The 17,744-nt window shown below is 34.5% G+C and carries 14 protein-coding genes; 10 read left to right on the top strand and 4 right to left on the bottom strand.

Annotation, left to right across the window (positions count from 1 at the left end; translation table 11 throughout):
• From EJ01_RS08705 to EJ01_RS08685, 5 genes are all read left to right on the top strand, one after another.
• Entirely contained in the window at positions 1 to 315 is a 315-nt protein-coding gene (locus EJ01_RS08705; RefSeq protein ID WP_048081681.1) for a hypothetical protein, read from the top strand.
• A 66-nt stretch (positions 316 to 381) separates the two neighbouring features.
• Positions 382 to 831: a hypothetical protein gene (locus tag EJ01_RS08700; protein WP_048081680.1), complete on the top strand. Its 450-nt coding sequence runs from the start codon at positions 382 to 384 to the stop codon at positions 829 to 831.
• 88 nt (positions 832 to 919) lie between these two features.
• The gene (locus EJ01_RS08695) at positions 920 to 1,513 is read left to right on the top strand and encodes a HemK2/MTQ2 family protein methyltransferase (RefSeq protein WP_048081679.1); all 594 of its coding nucleotides are present in this window, start codon (positions 920 to 922) and stop codon (positions 1,511 to 1,513) included.
• Between the two features lie 204 nt (positions 1,514 to 1,717).
• Positions 1,718 to 2,884 (top strand): magnesium transporter, encoded by a 1,167-nt coding sequence (locus tag EJ01_RS08690; protein WP_048081678.1) that lies wholly within the window; start codon positions 1,718 to 1,720, stop codon positions 2,882 to 2,884.
• Between the two features lie 352 nt (positions 2,885 to 3,236).
• On the top strand, positions 3,237 to 3,608 hold the full coding sequence (locus EJ01_RS08685) for a cupin domain-containing protein (protein WP_048081677.1): 372 nt from the start codon (positions 3,237 to 3,239) through the stop codon (positions 3,606 to 3,608).
• Between the two features lie 231 nt (positions 3,609 to 3,839).
• On the opposite strand, the gene EJ01_RS08680 is transcribed toward EJ01_RS08685, so the two are convergent.
• Both EJ01_RS08680 and cbiE read right to left on the bottom strand, forming a co-directional pair.
• Positions 3,840 to 4,286 carry a DUF6623 family protein gene (locus tag EJ01_RS08680; protein ID WP_052376009.1) on the bottom strand — a complete coding sequence of 149 codons (447 nt, stop codon included), beginning with the start codon at positions 4,284 to 4,286 and terminating at the stop codon, positions 3,840 to 3,842.
• 236 nt (positions 4,287 to 4,522) lie between these two features.
• Positions 4,523 to 5,146 (bottom strand): precorrin-6y C5,15-methyltransferase (decarboxylating) subunit CbiE, encoded by a 624-nt coding sequence (gene cbiE, locus EJ01_RS08675; protein WP_048081676.1) that lies wholly within the window; start codon positions 5,144 to 5,146, stop codon positions 4,523 to 4,525.
• Between the two features lie 383 nt (positions 5,147 to 5,529).
• On the opposite strand from cbiE, the gene EJ01_RS08670 reads away from it, so the two are divergent.
• The 3 genes from EJ01_RS08670 to EJ01_RS08660 all read left to right on the top strand — a co-directional run bounded on the left by EJ01_RS08670 (position 5,530) and on the right by EJ01_RS08660 (position 9,188).
• Positions 5,530 to 7,299, top strand: coding sequence for a S8 family serine peptidase (locus tag EJ01_RS08670; protein WP_052376007.1), 1,770 nt, complete (start codon positions 5,530 to 5,532; stop codon positions 7,297 to 7,299).
• A gap of 151 nt (positions 7,300 to 7,450) precedes the next feature.
• On the top strand, positions 7,451 to 8,638 hold the full coding sequence (locus EJ01_RS08665) for a redox-regulated ATPase YchF (protein WP_048081675.1): 1,188 nt from the start codon (positions 7,451 to 7,453) through the stop codon (positions 8,636 to 8,638).
• Between the two features lie 190 nt (positions 8,639 to 8,828).
• Positions 8,829 to 9,188, top strand: a complete 360-nt coding sequence (locus EJ01_RS08660; RefSeq protein ID WP_048081784.1) for a heavy metal-binding domain-containing protein — start codon at positions 8,829 to 8,831, stop codon at positions 9,186 to 9,188.
• 133 nt (positions 9,189 to 9,321) lie between these two features.
• On the opposite strand, the gene EJ01_RS08655 is transcribed toward EJ01_RS08660, so the two are convergent.
• Both EJ01_RS08655 and EJ01_RS08650 read right to left on the bottom strand, forming a co-directional pair.
• Positions 9,322 to 9,798: a DUF308 domain-containing protein gene (locus EJ01_RS08655; protein ID WP_048081674.1), complete on the bottom strand. Its 477-nt coding sequence runs from the start codon at positions 9,796 to 9,798 to the stop codon at positions 9,322 to 9,324.
• Positions 9,799 to 9,996: 198 nt separating this feature from the next.
• Positions 9,997 to 11,385, bottom strand: a complete 1,389-nt coding sequence (locus EJ01_RS08650) for an NAD(P)/FAD-dependent oxidoreductase (protein ID WP_048081673.1) — start codon at positions 11,383 to 11,385, stop codon at positions 9,997 to 9,999.
• 497 nt (positions 11,386 to 11,882) lie between these two features.
• Here EJ01_RS08650 and EJ01_RS16490 point away from each other — a divergent pair, with 497 nt between their 5' ends.
• Together EJ01_RS16490 and EJ01_RS08640 are read left to right on the top strand one after the other, a co-directional pair.
• A complete protein-coding gene (locus EJ01_RS16490) occupies positions 11,883 to 14,948 on the top strand; it encodes a carboxypeptidase regulatory-like domain-containing protein (RefSeq protein ID WP_052376004.1) in 3,066 nt (1,021 codons plus the stop codon).
• A gap of 733 nt (positions 14,949 to 15,681) precedes the next feature.
• A partial coding sequence (locus tag EJ01_RS08640) for a carboxypeptidase regulatory-like domain-containing protein (protein WP_048192872.1) occupies positions 15,682 to 17,744 on the top strand: 2,063 nt, incomplete at its 3' end.

Here is a 17,744-nt window from a genome sequence, read left to right as displayed (position 1 = left end):
ATGGCCTCTCAAAACATTTATTCAAGAAAGATATCTCCAAAGGAAGCTAAGGAAGATTTCATTTTTGTTTTAAAAAATAAACTGCCATTTTTTCCTCCCATTGGAACTAATTTTGAGCTTTCAAATGAAAATATATCCAGAGAAGTCATGGTAAAATCATATCCCTGTACTTGTAGAGGGCCTGACAGGCCGCATGAACACTATTTTATTTCATGGAAAGGATTAGAAGCTGGAGATAAAATTGAAATTGCTAAAGACTCTGAAAGTAAGTATAATCTACAGATCAAATATGGATTTAGGGAAGTGTTTGATTAAACTTTATTTGACTGAATATACTGTCTTCCCAAATATTTTTAATTAAATATTAAAACAGGCCATAATATGCCAACTATTGATGATTATACATCTGGAAAAGTTTTAAAAAATGTGAAATTGACGCTTTATTTTCTTAAACTTGTAAAAATTCCAGTTTTAGGCCAACTCATCGGGAAAGAATTATTGAAGAAAATAATAGTATCAGAACCAAAACTCATTGACATAAACACCGCGTCAATTTTGATTCATGAATCAAAGAAATGTGCAGTAGGAGAACGCGTTTGCAGAACAATAAATAAAGATTCAAAGTTTACAGAATCTGTATTTTTAGATGAACTTACTGAAGGGATGATTAATGTAGGGAAAGCAAGATATGTCGAAAAAGAAGAGGCCATACAAACATTGAAAAAATATCCTAAAAATCCCCTAATTGCAGCAAAAGTTTCAAGTACATGGAGATATGTAGATCATATCCTGAAGACTGCGTATACTACAATATGCACAGGTGTAAAATAAAATGTTTAACTAAATACAATAATTTATAAATCCTGATTTTATTATCTTTTTTATATTTGAAATTTATCAACAGTAAGGAATAATTAAAATGCTAGAATACAAAGGAATCGTAATTTACACTCATCCAAATGTCTATGAACCTGCAGAAGACACATTCTTACTTGCAGAAAATTTAGATATTCAAAGGAGAGATGAAGTACTTGAAATAGGGACAGGAACAGGCCTCATAGCAGTTACAGCTGCACAAAAATCAAAAAAAGTAACTGCAACTGACATAAATGAAGATGCAGTTAAATGCGCCCTTAAAAATACCATTACTAACCGGACTTATAACGTTGAATTAAAACAAGGGAACTTATTTGAGCCAGTTAAAGATGAGAAATTTGATTTAATCTTATTCAATACCCCCTACCTCCCAACTGAGGAAGATGAAAAATTTGACGGTGAAATCAATGCCGCCTGGGACGGTGGAGCAGACGGTAGAGCAACTATAGACAAGTTCCTTGATGAAGTAAAGGACCATTTAAATGAAGGCGGCCGAGTCCAGCTCGTGCAGTCATCTTTATCCGATAACGAAAAAACCATCCAAAAATTAGAGGCACTGGGATTTGAGGCCAGCATCACAGCCAGTGAAAAGTGTTTCTTTGAAGAAATTGTGGTTATAACCGGAATTTCAAAGTAACACCCGCGTCATGAGATTGTTTAAATAAATTATATGTTGAATAAATATTTTTAAGATAATTTTATGTCCCAATTACAATTTAACAGGAAGTATAATCCATTTGCATGATAGACATAAGCGAAAAATAAATCTGCTCAGGGGAGTGATTTTTTACAATTTATAAGCGAAATCATCGAAAAACCCGTGTTTGACTCAAACGGTAAAATGGTTGGAAAGTGCAAAGACTGCATAATCTCTGCCAGGAGATCATATCCTGTAATAAACGCAATAGTTCTTCGTGGCCCCCATAAAAAAGATATTAACATACCCTGGGAATATATAAACAATTCCGGAAGTAATATATCACTTAATACCCGCTTTGAAAGCATTAAAGAATATAATATAGGCGAAAGAGATATCAAACTTGTAGACGATGTGTTTGATAAACAGCTGGTGGATGTAGATGGCAAAAAAATAAGAAGAATTAACGACCTGCAGGTATCCCCTGTTAACAGCCATTATAGGCTTATTGGTGTGGATATAAGTCTTAAAGGAGCACTGCGAAGACTTGGGCTGGAAAAAATAGCAAGCAGCCTTAAGATAAACCTTCAAGAGGATTATATAGATTGGAAAGATATCGATGTCACAACAAGCAGGGACAACATGTTCAATTTAAAATTAAAAGTTCATGAATACGACCTTAAGAAGCTTCACCCTGCAGACATAGCAGATATAGTTGAAAAGTTGAGCGTTAAAGATTCAGTTACCATCCTCAACTCATTTGATGACGAAGTTGCCGCCGACATTCTGGAGGAAGTTTCACAGGAAAACCAGATGTGTTTACTGGATGAAATTGATTCTAAAAAAGCTGCAAATATTTTAAATAAAATGTCGCCTGATGATGCAACTGATTTACTCAGCTGTCTTTCCGATTCTAAAACAGATAACCTGCTGGAATTAATGGATCCCGAAGAATCAAATGACCTGAAGAAACTTCTACAGTACCCCGAAGACACCGCTGGAGGGATTATGACAACCGAATTTGCGGCAGTCTCTGAAGAGTTGAAAGCAGGTGAAATTGTAAATAAGCTCAAAGAAATGGATAAAGAAGCTGAAAGTATTTATTACATTTATGCATTATCTAAACAGGATAATTTAACCGGAGTTACATCTTTAAAACAGGTGTTATTTGCAGATCCTGATAAACCAATAAGAGAGTTCATGACTAAAGAGGTTATATCTGTTGATGTTAACAAAAAACAGTTTGATGTAATAGAAACCATTGCAAAGTACAATTTACTTGCAGTCCCTGTTATTGACGATGAAAATCATCTTAAAGGCATTGTAACCGTGGATGATGCTATAGATATCCTTTTACAGTCCAAATTCTAAAAATATTTGATTATTATAACTCAAATATTTTTTATTTCTTGTTATTTACCTAAAAATTTTAATTCTAGAGTCCTAATTTTAAACTATTTAATTAAGCATTATTTTAAGTATTTATTAGACTATAGGTATTATATCTTCAAATATAGCTGTTTAACCATTAAAATATCATTTATTAACATAATATAATATATAATCATGAAAAAAATACCATTATAGAGCACAAAAATGGCTTAACATCAATAAATTTGATTATAATGAGTTTGTATTATAAAAAAGCATTTATAGTGTTAATATCCCATATATTCAATTGTTTATATAATATTATTAATTATATCCTGAATGAGATGGTCATATGTTGATAAGAGACATAAAAAACTGCGATTATTTTAAAGCCCTTGATAATACCATTCTCTGCGAATTACTGCATCCACAAAATGAGAATGAAGACTTAAACATAGGTTACAGCATTGCCCATGCAATTTTAAAGGCGGGTGAATCTTCACTACCCCACAGATTAAAAACTTCCATTGAGATATACTACATCCTTGAAGGCAAGGGCATTATGCATATTGATGATGAATCTGAAGAAGTTCAACCAGGGCAAGTCATTTACATTCCTGCAAATTCAAAGCAGTACATTGAAAACACAGACCATAATGAACTTAAATTTTTAGCCATGGTTTACCCAATGTGGCAGGAAGAAGATGAAGAATTGATAAAATAGACATGGCTTGTTTTATTTTACTATTTCTGCAAATCAACAATTTTAATCTTATGATATAAACACATGAAGCAATATCAAATCAACTACAGATTCTTAAAACTAAATTTAGCTGTAAAACTTTAAAATTCAAAATAGATAAAAAATTCGTAACGATCAGTACTGGTATAAACTAACGTATTACTTTTGGATACACTTTATTGCAAATTGTGTAATATTTGTATTCCACGTGTCTTATGGAGGTAAAAAATCACACCCTGCAGCTTCAAATGTCATGCTATGATCTGAACTTTCCACACCAAATCTTACGTGAACTATAATATCTATCCCCAACTGTGCAGAAGGATGATTAGGAACATCAAAACGCTTCCATCCAACCTTTCCAGACAAATTAACATTTTCATATGATTTTAGCAAATTTTTACCATCATTAATGATAATTTTCCGTACAACTGCATCACCAGACCCAGTTGTGAATTGAAGCATTACAGAACCAACCTTCAGCCTCTGATCATTGATTATCACTGGAGTTGGAATTGGAAAATGGAATACATTGGACATACCACTTTTACTAGAAACAGTAATTCCCCATCCTGCACGTTTAACAGATGCGAGATTTTCTGGAAATTCTATCTGCATAGCAGAACCATGAATCCAAGAAGCATATGCATTATTAGTCATACTTTATTGTTTCTATTTTATTAATAATACATTTTCGTTTATTATGAATTTTGGACTTTTATATTGTATAATACAAAATTTAAACCAATATATGCTATTTAAATTATATCCCAGATTACTTTATTAATAATATTTTATCATTTAATATCAGGTATAAAGAATTATGATTGCAATAGTTTTGCAGGATACACTTTCGATTTAAAACATGAAAATACCAAATTCTTTCTTTTCTAGTTCTAATAAACAACCATAACACACATATAGCTGAATTTCATTTCTAAAATACCTTTTAAAGATGTTTCTATTATATTTTCATCCCTGTAACTGAGTTTTTCACAAATTGATGCTTTTCTATCTGGATTAATGCCATTTTCAATTAAATAAGCTGCTAATTCAGCTGGTTTAAAGTTTGGGAGCATTATTGTAGGCTTTCCATTGTTGATGATATCCAAAATATCCTCTGAAATCCCTTTTCCATGCATGGTAACTAAATTAGCTTCGTCCCACGGAATTTTAAGTTTGGCGGCACATAATTGAACTGAACTTACTCCAGGGATAACTTCAATATTTATATCCTCTTTCATCTTTAAAATTGGCTTTAAAATTCCGGAAAATCCAGGATCGCCAGTTGAAAGCAGTGCAACAATTTTACCACTTTTAACCTCAGAAACTGCGAGTTTCATATCTTCTTTCATATTTTGAGCGTTGAGTTCTATCTTACCATGATCTGGAATTTTAAAAAGATCAAGTGCTCTTCTACTTCCAATTACTATATCCGAAGATTCAACCGCTTTTTTTGAAGCTAAAGTTAAGTAATCTTTAGATCCAGGACCTATTCCTACAATATACAGCTTTGACATTTAAACCCCGTTAAAATATGTTATATTATATAGGTTCACTAACTTTTAAAACTTATTCTCCCATGTCATATTATTGTAAAATTTTACTGTGTGTGTTAAACAACAAACCTGTTACTTTGAGTTGAACATGTCTAAAATCATGCCCGCCTGAATGAACTTATTTTTCTTTACACTCATGCCTATGATCGTGGGCATGAACGAAAATGTTTAAGACACTGCATGTATGAAATTTCATATTAATACATATATGCCTAACTTTTATTATTTTAAAACTTAAAAATGCGTACTATAGCCCTTAAAGCATTTATGTATAAGAAATTATTATATACTGGATTTTACATAATATAAATTGAGTTATAATAAATTAAATAAAGGGGAAAGCGTTGAAAAAGCATATAATACTGTTGATACTGGTATTAATTTCATTATTTACTTTTTGTAGCGTAGCTAGCGCCTCAAATGTTTCGGACATAAATGGTAGTACTAATCTATCTTCAACATCCATTTCTTCAAATATAACAAATAATTACACCTCAAAAAACACTAATTCTACAAATTACAAAAAAAATGAGCTTTTTGTTAAATTTAAGTACAGCAGCGAAACCAGTTATAAAAAAAATTCCCAAATGGTTAACCGCCAAATTGGGGCTACTGTAATAAAAGAATACAATGAAGTGAAAGGATTACAACTTGTTAGAATACCTGCAAATATGTCTCTAAAGGATGCAATAGCAAAGTATAAGAAAAATTCTAACGTAATTTATGCAGAACCTAATTACGCCTATGCAGAAAATTCCATTCCTGATGACACTTATTATGATTATCAATGGGGACTTTCTCAGGTCAATGCCTCAGAGGCATGGAATATCACAACTGGATCACATAAGGTTATAATTGCAGTAATTGATTCTGGAATTGATCTAAATCACCCTGATCTTAAAGCCAATATATGGATAAATAAAGGCGAAATACCTGGAAATGGCATTGATGACGACCACAATGGATATATAGATGATATTTATGGATGGAATTTCATCAGCGGCGATAATAATATCTCTGATGATGACGGACATGGTACCCATGTAGCAGGGATTATTGCAGCCGCAGGTAACAACTCCAAAGGAGTTACAGGAGTTATGTGGAGCGCCACAATCATGTCCCTAAAATTCCTTGATAATGAAGGAAACGGGTACGTAGATGATGCTGTATCTGCAATACGTTATGCAACCAAAATGGGGGCAAGTATAATAAGCTGTTCATGGGGAGGAAGTGAATACTCCCAAGCCCTTAAAGATGTAATTGATGCTTCTTCTGCTCTTGTAGTCTGTGCTGCAGGAAATAGAGGCAGTGGCACAAATGATGATATTTCACCAGTTTACCCTGCATGTTTTACAAGTAAAAACATAATTTCAGTTGCGGCAACCGATGCAAGCGATGCTCTTGCCTCTTTTTCAGATTATGGCTTGAATTCAGTTGATGTAGCTGCTCCAGGAACACACATATGCAGTACATTGCCAGGATCACAGTACGGATATATGCAAGGAACTTCGATGGCTGTACCATATGTAACAGGGCTTGCAGGACTCATTAAGTCAGTAAGGCCAGATCTAAGTGCCCTTCAAATAAAATACACCATTTTAAATAACGTAGACTATATAAGTTCTTTAGCAGGGAAAATCTTAACTGGAGGCAGAATTAACGCACTTAAGGCTTTAACAAACATAATAGCAGATTCAACAGCTCCCTCAGTAAGTGTTAATCTAAAAGGAGGTTCATACTACAGCCCATTAACTATAATCTTAAAAGCAAGTGAACCTGCAACCATTTATTATACGCTGAATGGAAGTAACCCTACAAGAAATAGTCTGGTTTATACAGGCCCCATTATCCTTAAAACCAGCCAAACCATCAAATTCATGGCCATTGACAGGTCAGGTACGTTGTCATATGTTTACACAGATAAATACAAAATTTATCGAACAGTAAAATACAGCTACAAAGCAAAGGTTTCACATAAAAAATGGTACAAGAAATGGTACAAACACTGGTACAAACGCCATGGGGAATGGCACTACTACTGGACTTATAAATGGGCCTATAAATTATATTACACATATGAAACACGGTACGGGAAAAAATACGTCCTTACCTAAATTTTTTTAATTAATTATCCAGTTATTAGTGTTATACACTACTTTTCTCCATTATAACTGTTTAAATTAATTAAATTAATTTCCACAAATGTTATCTGCTACCTCACCTCAATATTAAACTGATAAAAAGAATAAATAGAACGTGATAAAAATGCTACAGATCGGAGTAACAGGAAAGCCAAACGTTGGAAAATCTTCATTTTTTAATTCAGCAACTTTAAGTCAGGTTGAAGTTGCAAGTTATCCATTCACAACCATAGATGCAAATAAAGCAGTTGCCTATGTCACAACAAAATGCCCATGTACAGAACTAGAGATTACATGCAACCCACGAAACTCAAAATGTGTTGAAGGAACCAGGATGATACCTGTAGAATTAATAGACGTTGCAGGGTTAGTTCCAGGAGCTCACGAAGGACGTGGACTTGGAAATAAGTTTTTAGACGATTTAAGGCAATCTGGAGCATTTATACATATAATAGACGCTTCAGGATCAACTGATGAAGAAGGACGGCCTGTAGATGCAGGTTCCCATGATCCTCTTGAAGACGTGGACTTCTTAGAACATGAGATAACCATGTGGCTCTTTGGGATATTGAAGAAAAACTGGAGCAGGTTAATAAGAAAGGCCCAGGCAGAGAAGGTTGATTTTGCTAGAATTATACACGACCAGCTCAGCGGAATTGGAATATCTTTAGAAGATATCCTCGAAGCAAAAAGGTCTATCCCTGCCGAATATCATGCCTGGGAAGATGAAGACATGCAGGAATTTTTAGCTGTTCTGCTGCGTATAGCTAAACCAATGCTCATAGTTGCCAACAAGGCAGACCTTCCAACTGCAGAGGAAAATGTAAAACGCCTGCAGGAAAAATACGAAAATGTAATTCCCGCATCTGCTGAATCAGAATTAGCTCTGGTAAAAGCTGCTGAAGCAGGTTTGATAAATTATACTTCAGGAGACTCAGACTTCGAAATAATAGAGCCTGAAAAATTAAGCGATGCCCAGAAAAAAGCCTTGAATTATATTAAGGAACACGTACTCGATAAATATGGGAGTACTGGGGTACAGGAAGCTTTAAACGCAGTTATTTTCAACCTTTTAAAGATGATCGTTGTTTTCCCTGTTGAAGACGAACATAAGATGTGCGACGGCAAAGGTAACGTGCTTCCAGACGCTATTCTAATTAGGACAGGGTCAAAACCAAGGGATTTAGCTTACGTGATCCATACAGATATTGGTGAGAGCTTCATGCATGCTATGGACGCAAGGAGCTGTATGAGGGTGAGCAGCGACTACGAGCTTAAAAGTGGAGATATTATAAGTATTATTTGCCGGTGAAGTGCTTTTAAAAGGAGGTTAATGAAATTCAATCATTAACTAATTTTTTACCTGGAATATAAAAATTTAAATCTAACTAGACAAATATAACTGTAGTTTAGTAAATGAGTTGGTTCCCATGGTCTCAAATGAGGAAATACAAAGGAAACTTGAAGAAAAAAGGAAAGGAAATACTTCCCAAGAGGGCGAAATGCCTATAAACACTGAAGAGGGAGGGTTACAGCAGAGTTTTATAGTGGTAAGCTCGAACCATGTCCCCGGCTATGAAGTTGTTGAAACTAAAGGCTTTTGTTACGGACTGACTGTCCGCAGTAGAGGTGTAGGCGGGCAGGTAGGTGCAGGAATACGTTCCATGTTTGGTGGAGAAATAAAGGAATACGTTAAAATGATGGAAGAGTCAAGGGACGAAGCAGTGTACAGGATGATAGATCATGCGCAGCAAATGGGTGCCAATGCCATAATAAGCGTTCGATATGATTCCAATGAAGTTTCAAATGTAATGCAGGAAATTTTAGCCTATGGAACTGCTGTAGTTGTCCAAAAAAAATAGATACTTTTTTCTAAAAATTATTTTTAAATTCTTTTAATAATCTTTTAAACAGATTACTGGCTAATTTAGAAGTTTTTAATGGAATAAATGTTTTAAAACAAAATATGTGGTAATTAATTACCACTCTTTAAATTCATTCTACTAATTTGAATATACCAGTTATAACCAGCCAGATACCTATTAGGAATCCCAGGTTAACTGGATTGAATGCAAATAAACCCAGTATAAGATAGATAATACCAAGGACTATACCTAAAACGCCTGCCCATGCCATTTTTCGGTGCATTCCATCTACTAACGATATTAAACCTGCTATTATCAGGAATATACCTGCTATAGAAAGGGTTAGTCCTGCTATAAAGCTGAGTAAGGCAGGGTTTATAATCAAACCAATTGCTATTATCAGGGCTATAATACCCAGTATCAAATTCAATATACCTGTTGTTCTGCTTATTTCTAACTCAGATATTCCCAGTATAAGCAGCCATATTGCTATTAAAAGTACCACAACACCCGCAAATATGCTGACCGTTACCGTTGTTAAAAACGGAAACGCAATAACTATAAGACCAAGAATTATGGCCAGTATCCCCGCAAACAGACTTCTCATTTTAATCCTCCTAATAGTTATTTCAGAGTCCACAAATCTAATACATATATTCTTAATAACATATGATATAAATTTATGCCTTTAATCCAAAAATAGCTCAAAATAAGGTTAACTGTAGAAAAATAGGCATTATAACATTTAATTAAACACCAAAACTCTTTTATTAGAATAGCCATTATTTTATATTCATTTATAGGATTACATGGAGTTAATTTTCCTTAAAATATCATTTGAAGCTATAATGCCCGTTGCAGCAGCTCCGACAATCCCTCTTGAAACTCCTGCCCCATCCCCTGCCACATAAAGCCCTTCAATACCAGTTTTCAGCCCTCGATCTACTTCAGTTCTCATGGCATACAGTTTAATTTCTGGAGCATAGATAAGTGTTGAATCAGATGCTACTCCCGGAATAACTTCACTCAATGCATCAAGACCTTCTATAATATTTACAACCAGCCTATTTGGCAGGGCCATAGCAATATCACCAGGCACTACATTGTTAAATGTTGGAATAACATGGCTTTTTTCAATCCGTTTCCAGGTTGATCTCCTGCCTCTTTTAAGATCTCCAAGTCTTTGAATGATGGGTTTTCCACCCCCAAGTATGTTAGCAATACTTGCAACTGAAAAAGCATATGCAGAGGTGTTTTCAACAGGTTCAGTTAATTCTACCCTAACTAAAAAAGCAAAATTTGTATTTTCAGATAATTTTTCACGCATAGAATGCCCATTTACACCAACAAAACTATCATATACTTCTTCAACGACGAACCCTTTAGGGCACACACAAAAAGTTCTTACAAAGTCATCATATGTTTTTGTTGTTATGTGAAATTTAGGATCCCACTCTATTTCAGTTATAGGTTCCATTACAATTTGTGGAACCTCAACTCTAACTCCAATATCAACCGGGTTGTATTTTATAGGAATTTTAAGCTTTTTAAGCTGATCTGAGAGCCAGTATGCCCCAACTCTTCCAGGTGCTGCCAGTACATAGTTACATTTTATTTCAAATTCATTTCCAGATTTTCCCCGCGCAACTACTCCTTTTATTTCCTTATCAGCAAGAATATCAAGAACTTCAGTTTCAAGTAAAAAAACAACACCCTTACTTTCAAGTTCTTTCCTTATGGAGCTTATGACAGCAGGTGTCTTATCTGATCCAATGTGCCTCTGGACTATTGGGATAAATTTAATTCCAGCAGCAGCAGATTTCTTTAAAATTTCGGATATATCTTCTTTAGAGGGAGAATACAGCTCATCGGGGGCGCCATGTCTTAAGAAAAAGTCATCTATTTCATGTATAATATTCCATGCTTCTTCATTGTTTACAAACTCTTCAAGGTTACCTCCTATGTCCGGCCTTAAATTGAGCTTGCCGTCTGAAAGCCCCCCGGCTCCACCAAGTCCCCCAGTTATATTACATGGTTTGCACTTTCTACAGGTGCTGTTTTTAAGGGCAGCACATGATCTTCCTTCCATCCCTCTCCCTTTATCTACTAAAACAACTTTAAGATGATCAGCTAACTTAGCTGCTGCAAGCAGCCCTGCAGGTCCTGCACCAATTATCACAACATCATATTCCATGATTATATCCCTTATTACTTTATGTTTTAAACTATTAAAAAATAATAGGGTTCTTTCACTTATTCCAGAGGTCAATTTCAAGTGTAAAAATTAGTTATTTATAAATTATTTTACAAAGTTACCATTTTATATCAACTAAAACTAGTTTTAATCCCCCTTTAAAGTTTTAAAATGGCTAACAGATAATATAAATTAATTTTTTAAAATAAATCTTTAATTAATAATCTAATATTATATAATACTCCCAATATGTGCATATGTGCTTGTTTTTGTTTTGTGAATAACGTATTAAATTTTATAGTATGGACTATTGAAACTGAAAAGAAGTCAAATCACTAAACCATTCAAATTCTTTAATAAACGTGGGATAATACTCACAAACAGTTTACAATTAGTACAAATGTTTTACTATATTTCACATTTCTATCTCTACAAAAATTGCCAAGCCTACATTAAAGATTTGAATTTTTTTTACAAAAACAGGAGGTGATTTTCAAATGAATATCAAAAGAATAATATTAGTATTAGTTTGCATTTTTACATTGATTCTTTGCAGTACAGTTTCAGCAGCAGATACAAGCAATATAACAGCCAATAACACCAATTCTAGTTTTCACTCTTTACAATCATCAACAAGTGTAAAAAGTACCAGCAGCCAAATTCCAGATCCTATAATATCGGGAGTAGTCAAGGATAATTCTACCAACAAAGGCCTTGGAAACGTTACAATAAAAGTTATTCAAAACAACACACAGGTAGCACAAACTACAACCCGCAATGACGGTACATACTCATTAAACTTCATTAATTCCAATACAACTTACACTATAATCGCAAGCAAACTAGGATATATGCCCATATCTAAAACCATGACAGTTAAACGCAGTTCAAACCTAAGCGATCCTAATTTTTACGGTATTGCAGACTTTAAACTTTACAAACTGCTTAAATACAGCGGTAATGCTTCAAGTTATGTTTTAAACATAGGTGCATTACCCCAGATATTATTAGACATATATGCGGGAAAATCAAGTGCTGGAGTAAATAGCAGCTCCACAACCTACTCCACTGGAGGTGGATCCTCTTTAGAGATCAAACTTCTAACAGCCAGCCTATTATCTGGACTATTAGATGTATACTCAACAGGAAATGAAGGTTATAAATCTGGAGGACTGCTTCCTACAACTAATTCCACTTTAAACAAAATTTTGAATAATTTAGGACTTAATATAGGCCTTTTAAGTGCTGAATCAAATTCAAGTGCCAACACCCCATCTGCAAGTGGAACAAGTACCCTTGCATCAATTGATCTGGATATAACGCTTTTAAAAGCACTCCACATATTATCATTAAATGTAGGTGCAGTAGGTTCAAGCAGCAGCGTAATACCCAATTTTAATACAGGAGTCTTAGTGAGCACTTCAAAAGCAGGAGTAGCTAACATAACTGTAACACTTTTAGGTGATAAATTACTGGAAATTAAAGCATTACAAACAAGCGCGACAGCTTTAGTTAACGGAAAACCAGGAGGAGCATCTGCAACCTTCAACTGGCAGGTAGCATCTATAAAACTCTTAGGTGCAACTGTTACTCTGGACCAATTAAAAGCAGGGATTGAAATTCCAGGTATACTAACCCTATCTCTAGGCGGCCAAAAAACAAATACTTCTGCCGACGGTACTTACGCCAAAGTATCAGGTGATGCATTAAGACTACAAGTTCTTGACATTCTCGGAGGAGGTCTGGTTAATCTAATTATTGGCCACGTTGAAGCTGAAGCACAGGTCCCTGTAGGAGGACTACATGTAAACACTTCCGATCTTGAAGTGACCAAAACAGTAAACAATACCCATCCAAACTACCTTCAAAACATAACCTACACCTTAAAAGTACATAACAACGGACCAGATGCAGCAGCAGGTGTAATAGTAACAGATAAACTACCATCAGGGTTAAAATTTATATCAGCTAATGGTAACGGTACTTACAATATTACAACTGGAATATGGACCATCGGAACACTAACAAATGGAGCAGAAGCAACATTAAATATTATAGCACAGGTCATCGCATCAAACACCAAAATAACCAACATAGCTGATATAACTGGAACTAACTACGATCCAGATCCAAATAATGATCAGTCCAATTCAACTATAACGGTAGGTACAGCTTCAGATTTAAAAATTACTAAAACAGCAAACAACACAAATCCAAAATATCTTGAAAATGTAACTTTTACCCTAATAGTACACAATTACGGCCCAGACGCTGCAACAGGAGTAAAAGTAACGGACAAACTACCAGCAGGGCTGAAATTCATATCTTCAAATGGTGACTACGATTCCGCAACAGGAATATGGACCATCGGAACACTAACAAATGGAGCAGAAGCAACACTAAGTATCATAGCACAGGTCATCGTATCAAACACCAAAATAACCAACATTGCAGAAGTAAAAGGAGATAATTACGACCAGAATTCAACCAACAATCAGTCTAATACAACAATAACTGTGGGTGCAGCTTCAGATTTAAAAATTATTAAAACAGTAAATAATGCATGTCCAAACTACCTTCAAAATGTCACATACACATTAACCGCTCACAACAATGGCCCAAACACAGCAACCGGAGTAAAAGTAACAGACAAACTACCAGCAGGGTTAAAATTCATATCAGCCAGCGGCAATGGAACATACAACTCCACAACAGGGACATGGACCATCGGAAACCTAGCAAACGGGAAAGATGCAATACTAAAAATTATAGCACAGGTAATTACTTCAAACGCCAAAATAACTAATATTGCATCTATAAACGGGACTAATTATGACCAGAATTCAACCAACAACCGAAATAACTCAACAATAACTGTAAACCTCGCTTCAGATTTAGGAATTACTAAAACTGTAAACAATGCAAATCCTAAATACCTGCAGAAAGTTACATTCACCCTAACAGCACACAACTACGGACCAGATAATGCCACAGGAATTAAAGTCACTGACAAACTACCTGCAGGATTAAAATTCATATCAGCCAGCGGCAATGGAACATACAACTCCACAACAGGGACATGGACCATCGGAAACTTAGCAAACGGCGCAACTGCAGTGCTGAACATAGTGGCACAAGCTACCGCTCCAAACACCAAGGTAACTAACACTGCTACTATAACTGGAAACAACTATGATCAAAAATCCAGCAATAACAATGCAGCTGCAATCGTGAAAATTGGACCCGCAGCTGATTTAGCTGTAAAGATATCAGTAAACAACGCACACCCCAAATATAAACAGAAAGTTACATTTACAATAACAGCATACAATTACGGTCCAATGAACGCTAAAAACGTTACTGTAACTCTTAAAATGCCTAAAGGATTTAAATACATATCCAAAGACAAGAACATCCAATACAACTCTAAAACAGGAGTATGGACTATTGGTAATTTAAAAAATGGTTCTAAGGTCGTGATGCATATAGTTGAACAAGCAATGGTCTCAAATGTCAAATTGACAACTGTTGCATCTATAAAAGGAAATGCAATCATAACTTAAGTAACACACTGGATGGTAAAATTCATCTTTTACTTTTTTTCTTTTTAAATTTCGTTATATAAAAATTTCTTAATTTAACCTGTTTTGTAGAAATACATCTACTATCAATTCTATTATTAATGTATAACTAATATACATATGAATAATACATAATGGAGCTTAAAATAGTTTTAATAAAGTATTATGATTATATACATTCCTATTTTGATTTTATAAAATTACTGCAAATTTAATTTAATAAATAAAATTTATATATAAATTTTAAAGCAATTAAAATGCATAAATAAACATAATTTAAAATTTAAAAGCTATTTTATTTATTTATATTATTAAAATGGTCTAAAAGATTATTTTAACTATAATAGTATTTTTAAAACTATCTATCTGACATAAAAATTGATTTATAAAAATTATTTATTTTTTAATAATATAATATGGTATTATATTACTAAATAAAAGTAGATATACTTCTTTTCGTTTTGTGCATAACGTACCAAACTTTATAGTATGAATTATTGAAATGGAACTGAAAATATTAGTCAAATCACATAACTATTCAAATTCTTTAATAAACGTGTGATATTACCCACAAACAGTTCACTATTAGTACAAATGTTTTACTATACTTCACATTCTTTTAGATGTAGTGAATTCATAAAAATCGCCGAAAAAATGTCAATATAACTATTTAAAGATTTGAATTTCTTTTAAAAAAACAGGAGGTGATTCTCAAATGAATATCAAAAGAACAATATTAATATTAACATGTATCATCACATTGGCTCTTTGCAGTACAGTTTCAGCAGCAGATACAAGCAATATAACAGCCAATAACACCAATTCTAGTTTTCACTCTTTACAATCATCAACAAGTGTAAAAAGTACCAGCAGCCAAATTCCAGATCCTATAATATCGGGAGTAGTCAAAGATAATTCTACCAACAAGGGTCTTGGAGGTGTTACAATAAGGGTTATCCAAAATAACGCACAGGTAGCACAAACTACAACCCACAATGATGGTACCTATTCATTAAATTTCATTAGTTCTAAAACGAGTTTTACAATAATTGCAAGTAAATTAGGTTATATGCCTATTTCTAAAACAATAACAGTTGCACCCAGTTCAAACCTAAGCGACCCTAATCTTTACGGTACCGCAAATTTTAGACTTTATAATCTGCTTAAATACAGCGGTAGTGCATCAAGTTATGTACTCAATGTAGGAGCACTGCCAGATATTCTGGTAGATATTTACGCTGGAAAATCAAGCGCATTGGTAAACAGTACCTCCCCAAATTATTCCAAGGGAGGAGGAACTCCTTTAGAAGTTAAACTTCTTACCGGAAGTTTATTAGCAGGACTTTTAGATGTATATTCAACAGGTGATGAAGGCAGTAAAATAGGAGGGCTGCTTCCATCGAATAATGCCAGTTTGCTCTCATCTCTAAAGCTTTTAGGTATAGATGTAGGTCTATTAAGTGCTACTTCTAATTCAAGTGCTACTTTACCACAATCAAGTGGATCAGGAGAAGTGGCATCAATTGATGTAGGTATAAAGCTTCTACAATTATTGGATGTATTATCATTAAATGCCGATCTTATAACTGCAAACAGCAGCGTAACGCCCAATTTTAATACAGGCATTTTAATAAGCTCTTCAAATGCAGGAGTAGCTGATATAACTCTAACTCTTTTAGGAATTCCTTTACTAGACATTGAAGCATTACAATCAAATGCAGTAGCTTCAGTAAATGGAAAACCAGGAGGCGCTACTGCAAAGTTCACATGGAACGTAGCAGATATTAAAGCTCTGGGTATAAGCATATTAGACGATTTAACCTTAAATGGCCGTGTTAATATTGGCCTTCTGGGCCTTAACATATTAACTCTTTCATTGGGCAGTACTGAAAGTACCACTTCTGCTGACGGTACCTATGCCAAAGCATCAGGTGATGCTTTGCGGCTGCAAATTCTTGGTCTTCTTGGAGGAGGCCTTGTTAATCTAGTAATTGGACATGCAGATGCCGAAGCACAGGTTCCAGCAGGAGGATTATATGTAAATACTTCTGACCTGGAAATAACCAAAACCGTGGATAATACCCGGCCCAACTATCTGCAAAATGTCACTTTCACATTAAAAGTGCACAACAACGGGCCAGATAATGCAACAGGTGTTACTGTACTAGATAAATTACCTGCAGGATTAAAATTCATATCAGCCAGCGGGAATGGAACATACAATTTCATAACAGGAACATGGACCATTGGAAGCCTGGCAAATGGCGGAGAAGCAATATTAAATATTATAGCACAGGTTGTCTCTTCAAACACCCAAATAACCAATATTGCCAATATAACAGGAACTAATTACGACCCAGAACCTGGTAATGACCAGTCAAATACGACTGTAAATGTAAGTCCAGCTTCAGATCTGGGAATAAGCAAAACAGTAGATAAAACAACTGCCAATTACCTGGATAAAATACATTACACCATAACTGTAACTAACAATGGACCAGACGCAAGCAATAATATCGCTGTAAGTGATTATCTACCATCCGGACTCCAATGGATATCAGATGACAGTAATGGAAAATATAACCATAATACAGGGATATGGACCATAGATACCCTCTCAAATGGAGCATCAATTACACTAAATATAATAGCTCAAATCATAAAATCCAACACCATTATAACCAACACTGCAACTGTAAACAACAACACATACGACCAAAACCCCACAAACAACCAGGACCAAACCACAACAACAGTATCAGCAGCCTCTGACCTCAA

Origin of the sequence: Methanobacterium veterum, assembly GCF_000745485.1 — an archaeon.
GTDB classification, from domain to species: Archaea; Methanobacteriota; Methanobacteria; order Methanobacteriales; family Methanobacteriaceae; genus Methanobacterium_D; species Methanobacterium_D veterum.
The sequence above is the reverse complement of the archived record's forward strand: the minus strand, read 5'-3'. Positions and strand labels throughout refer to the sequence as shown.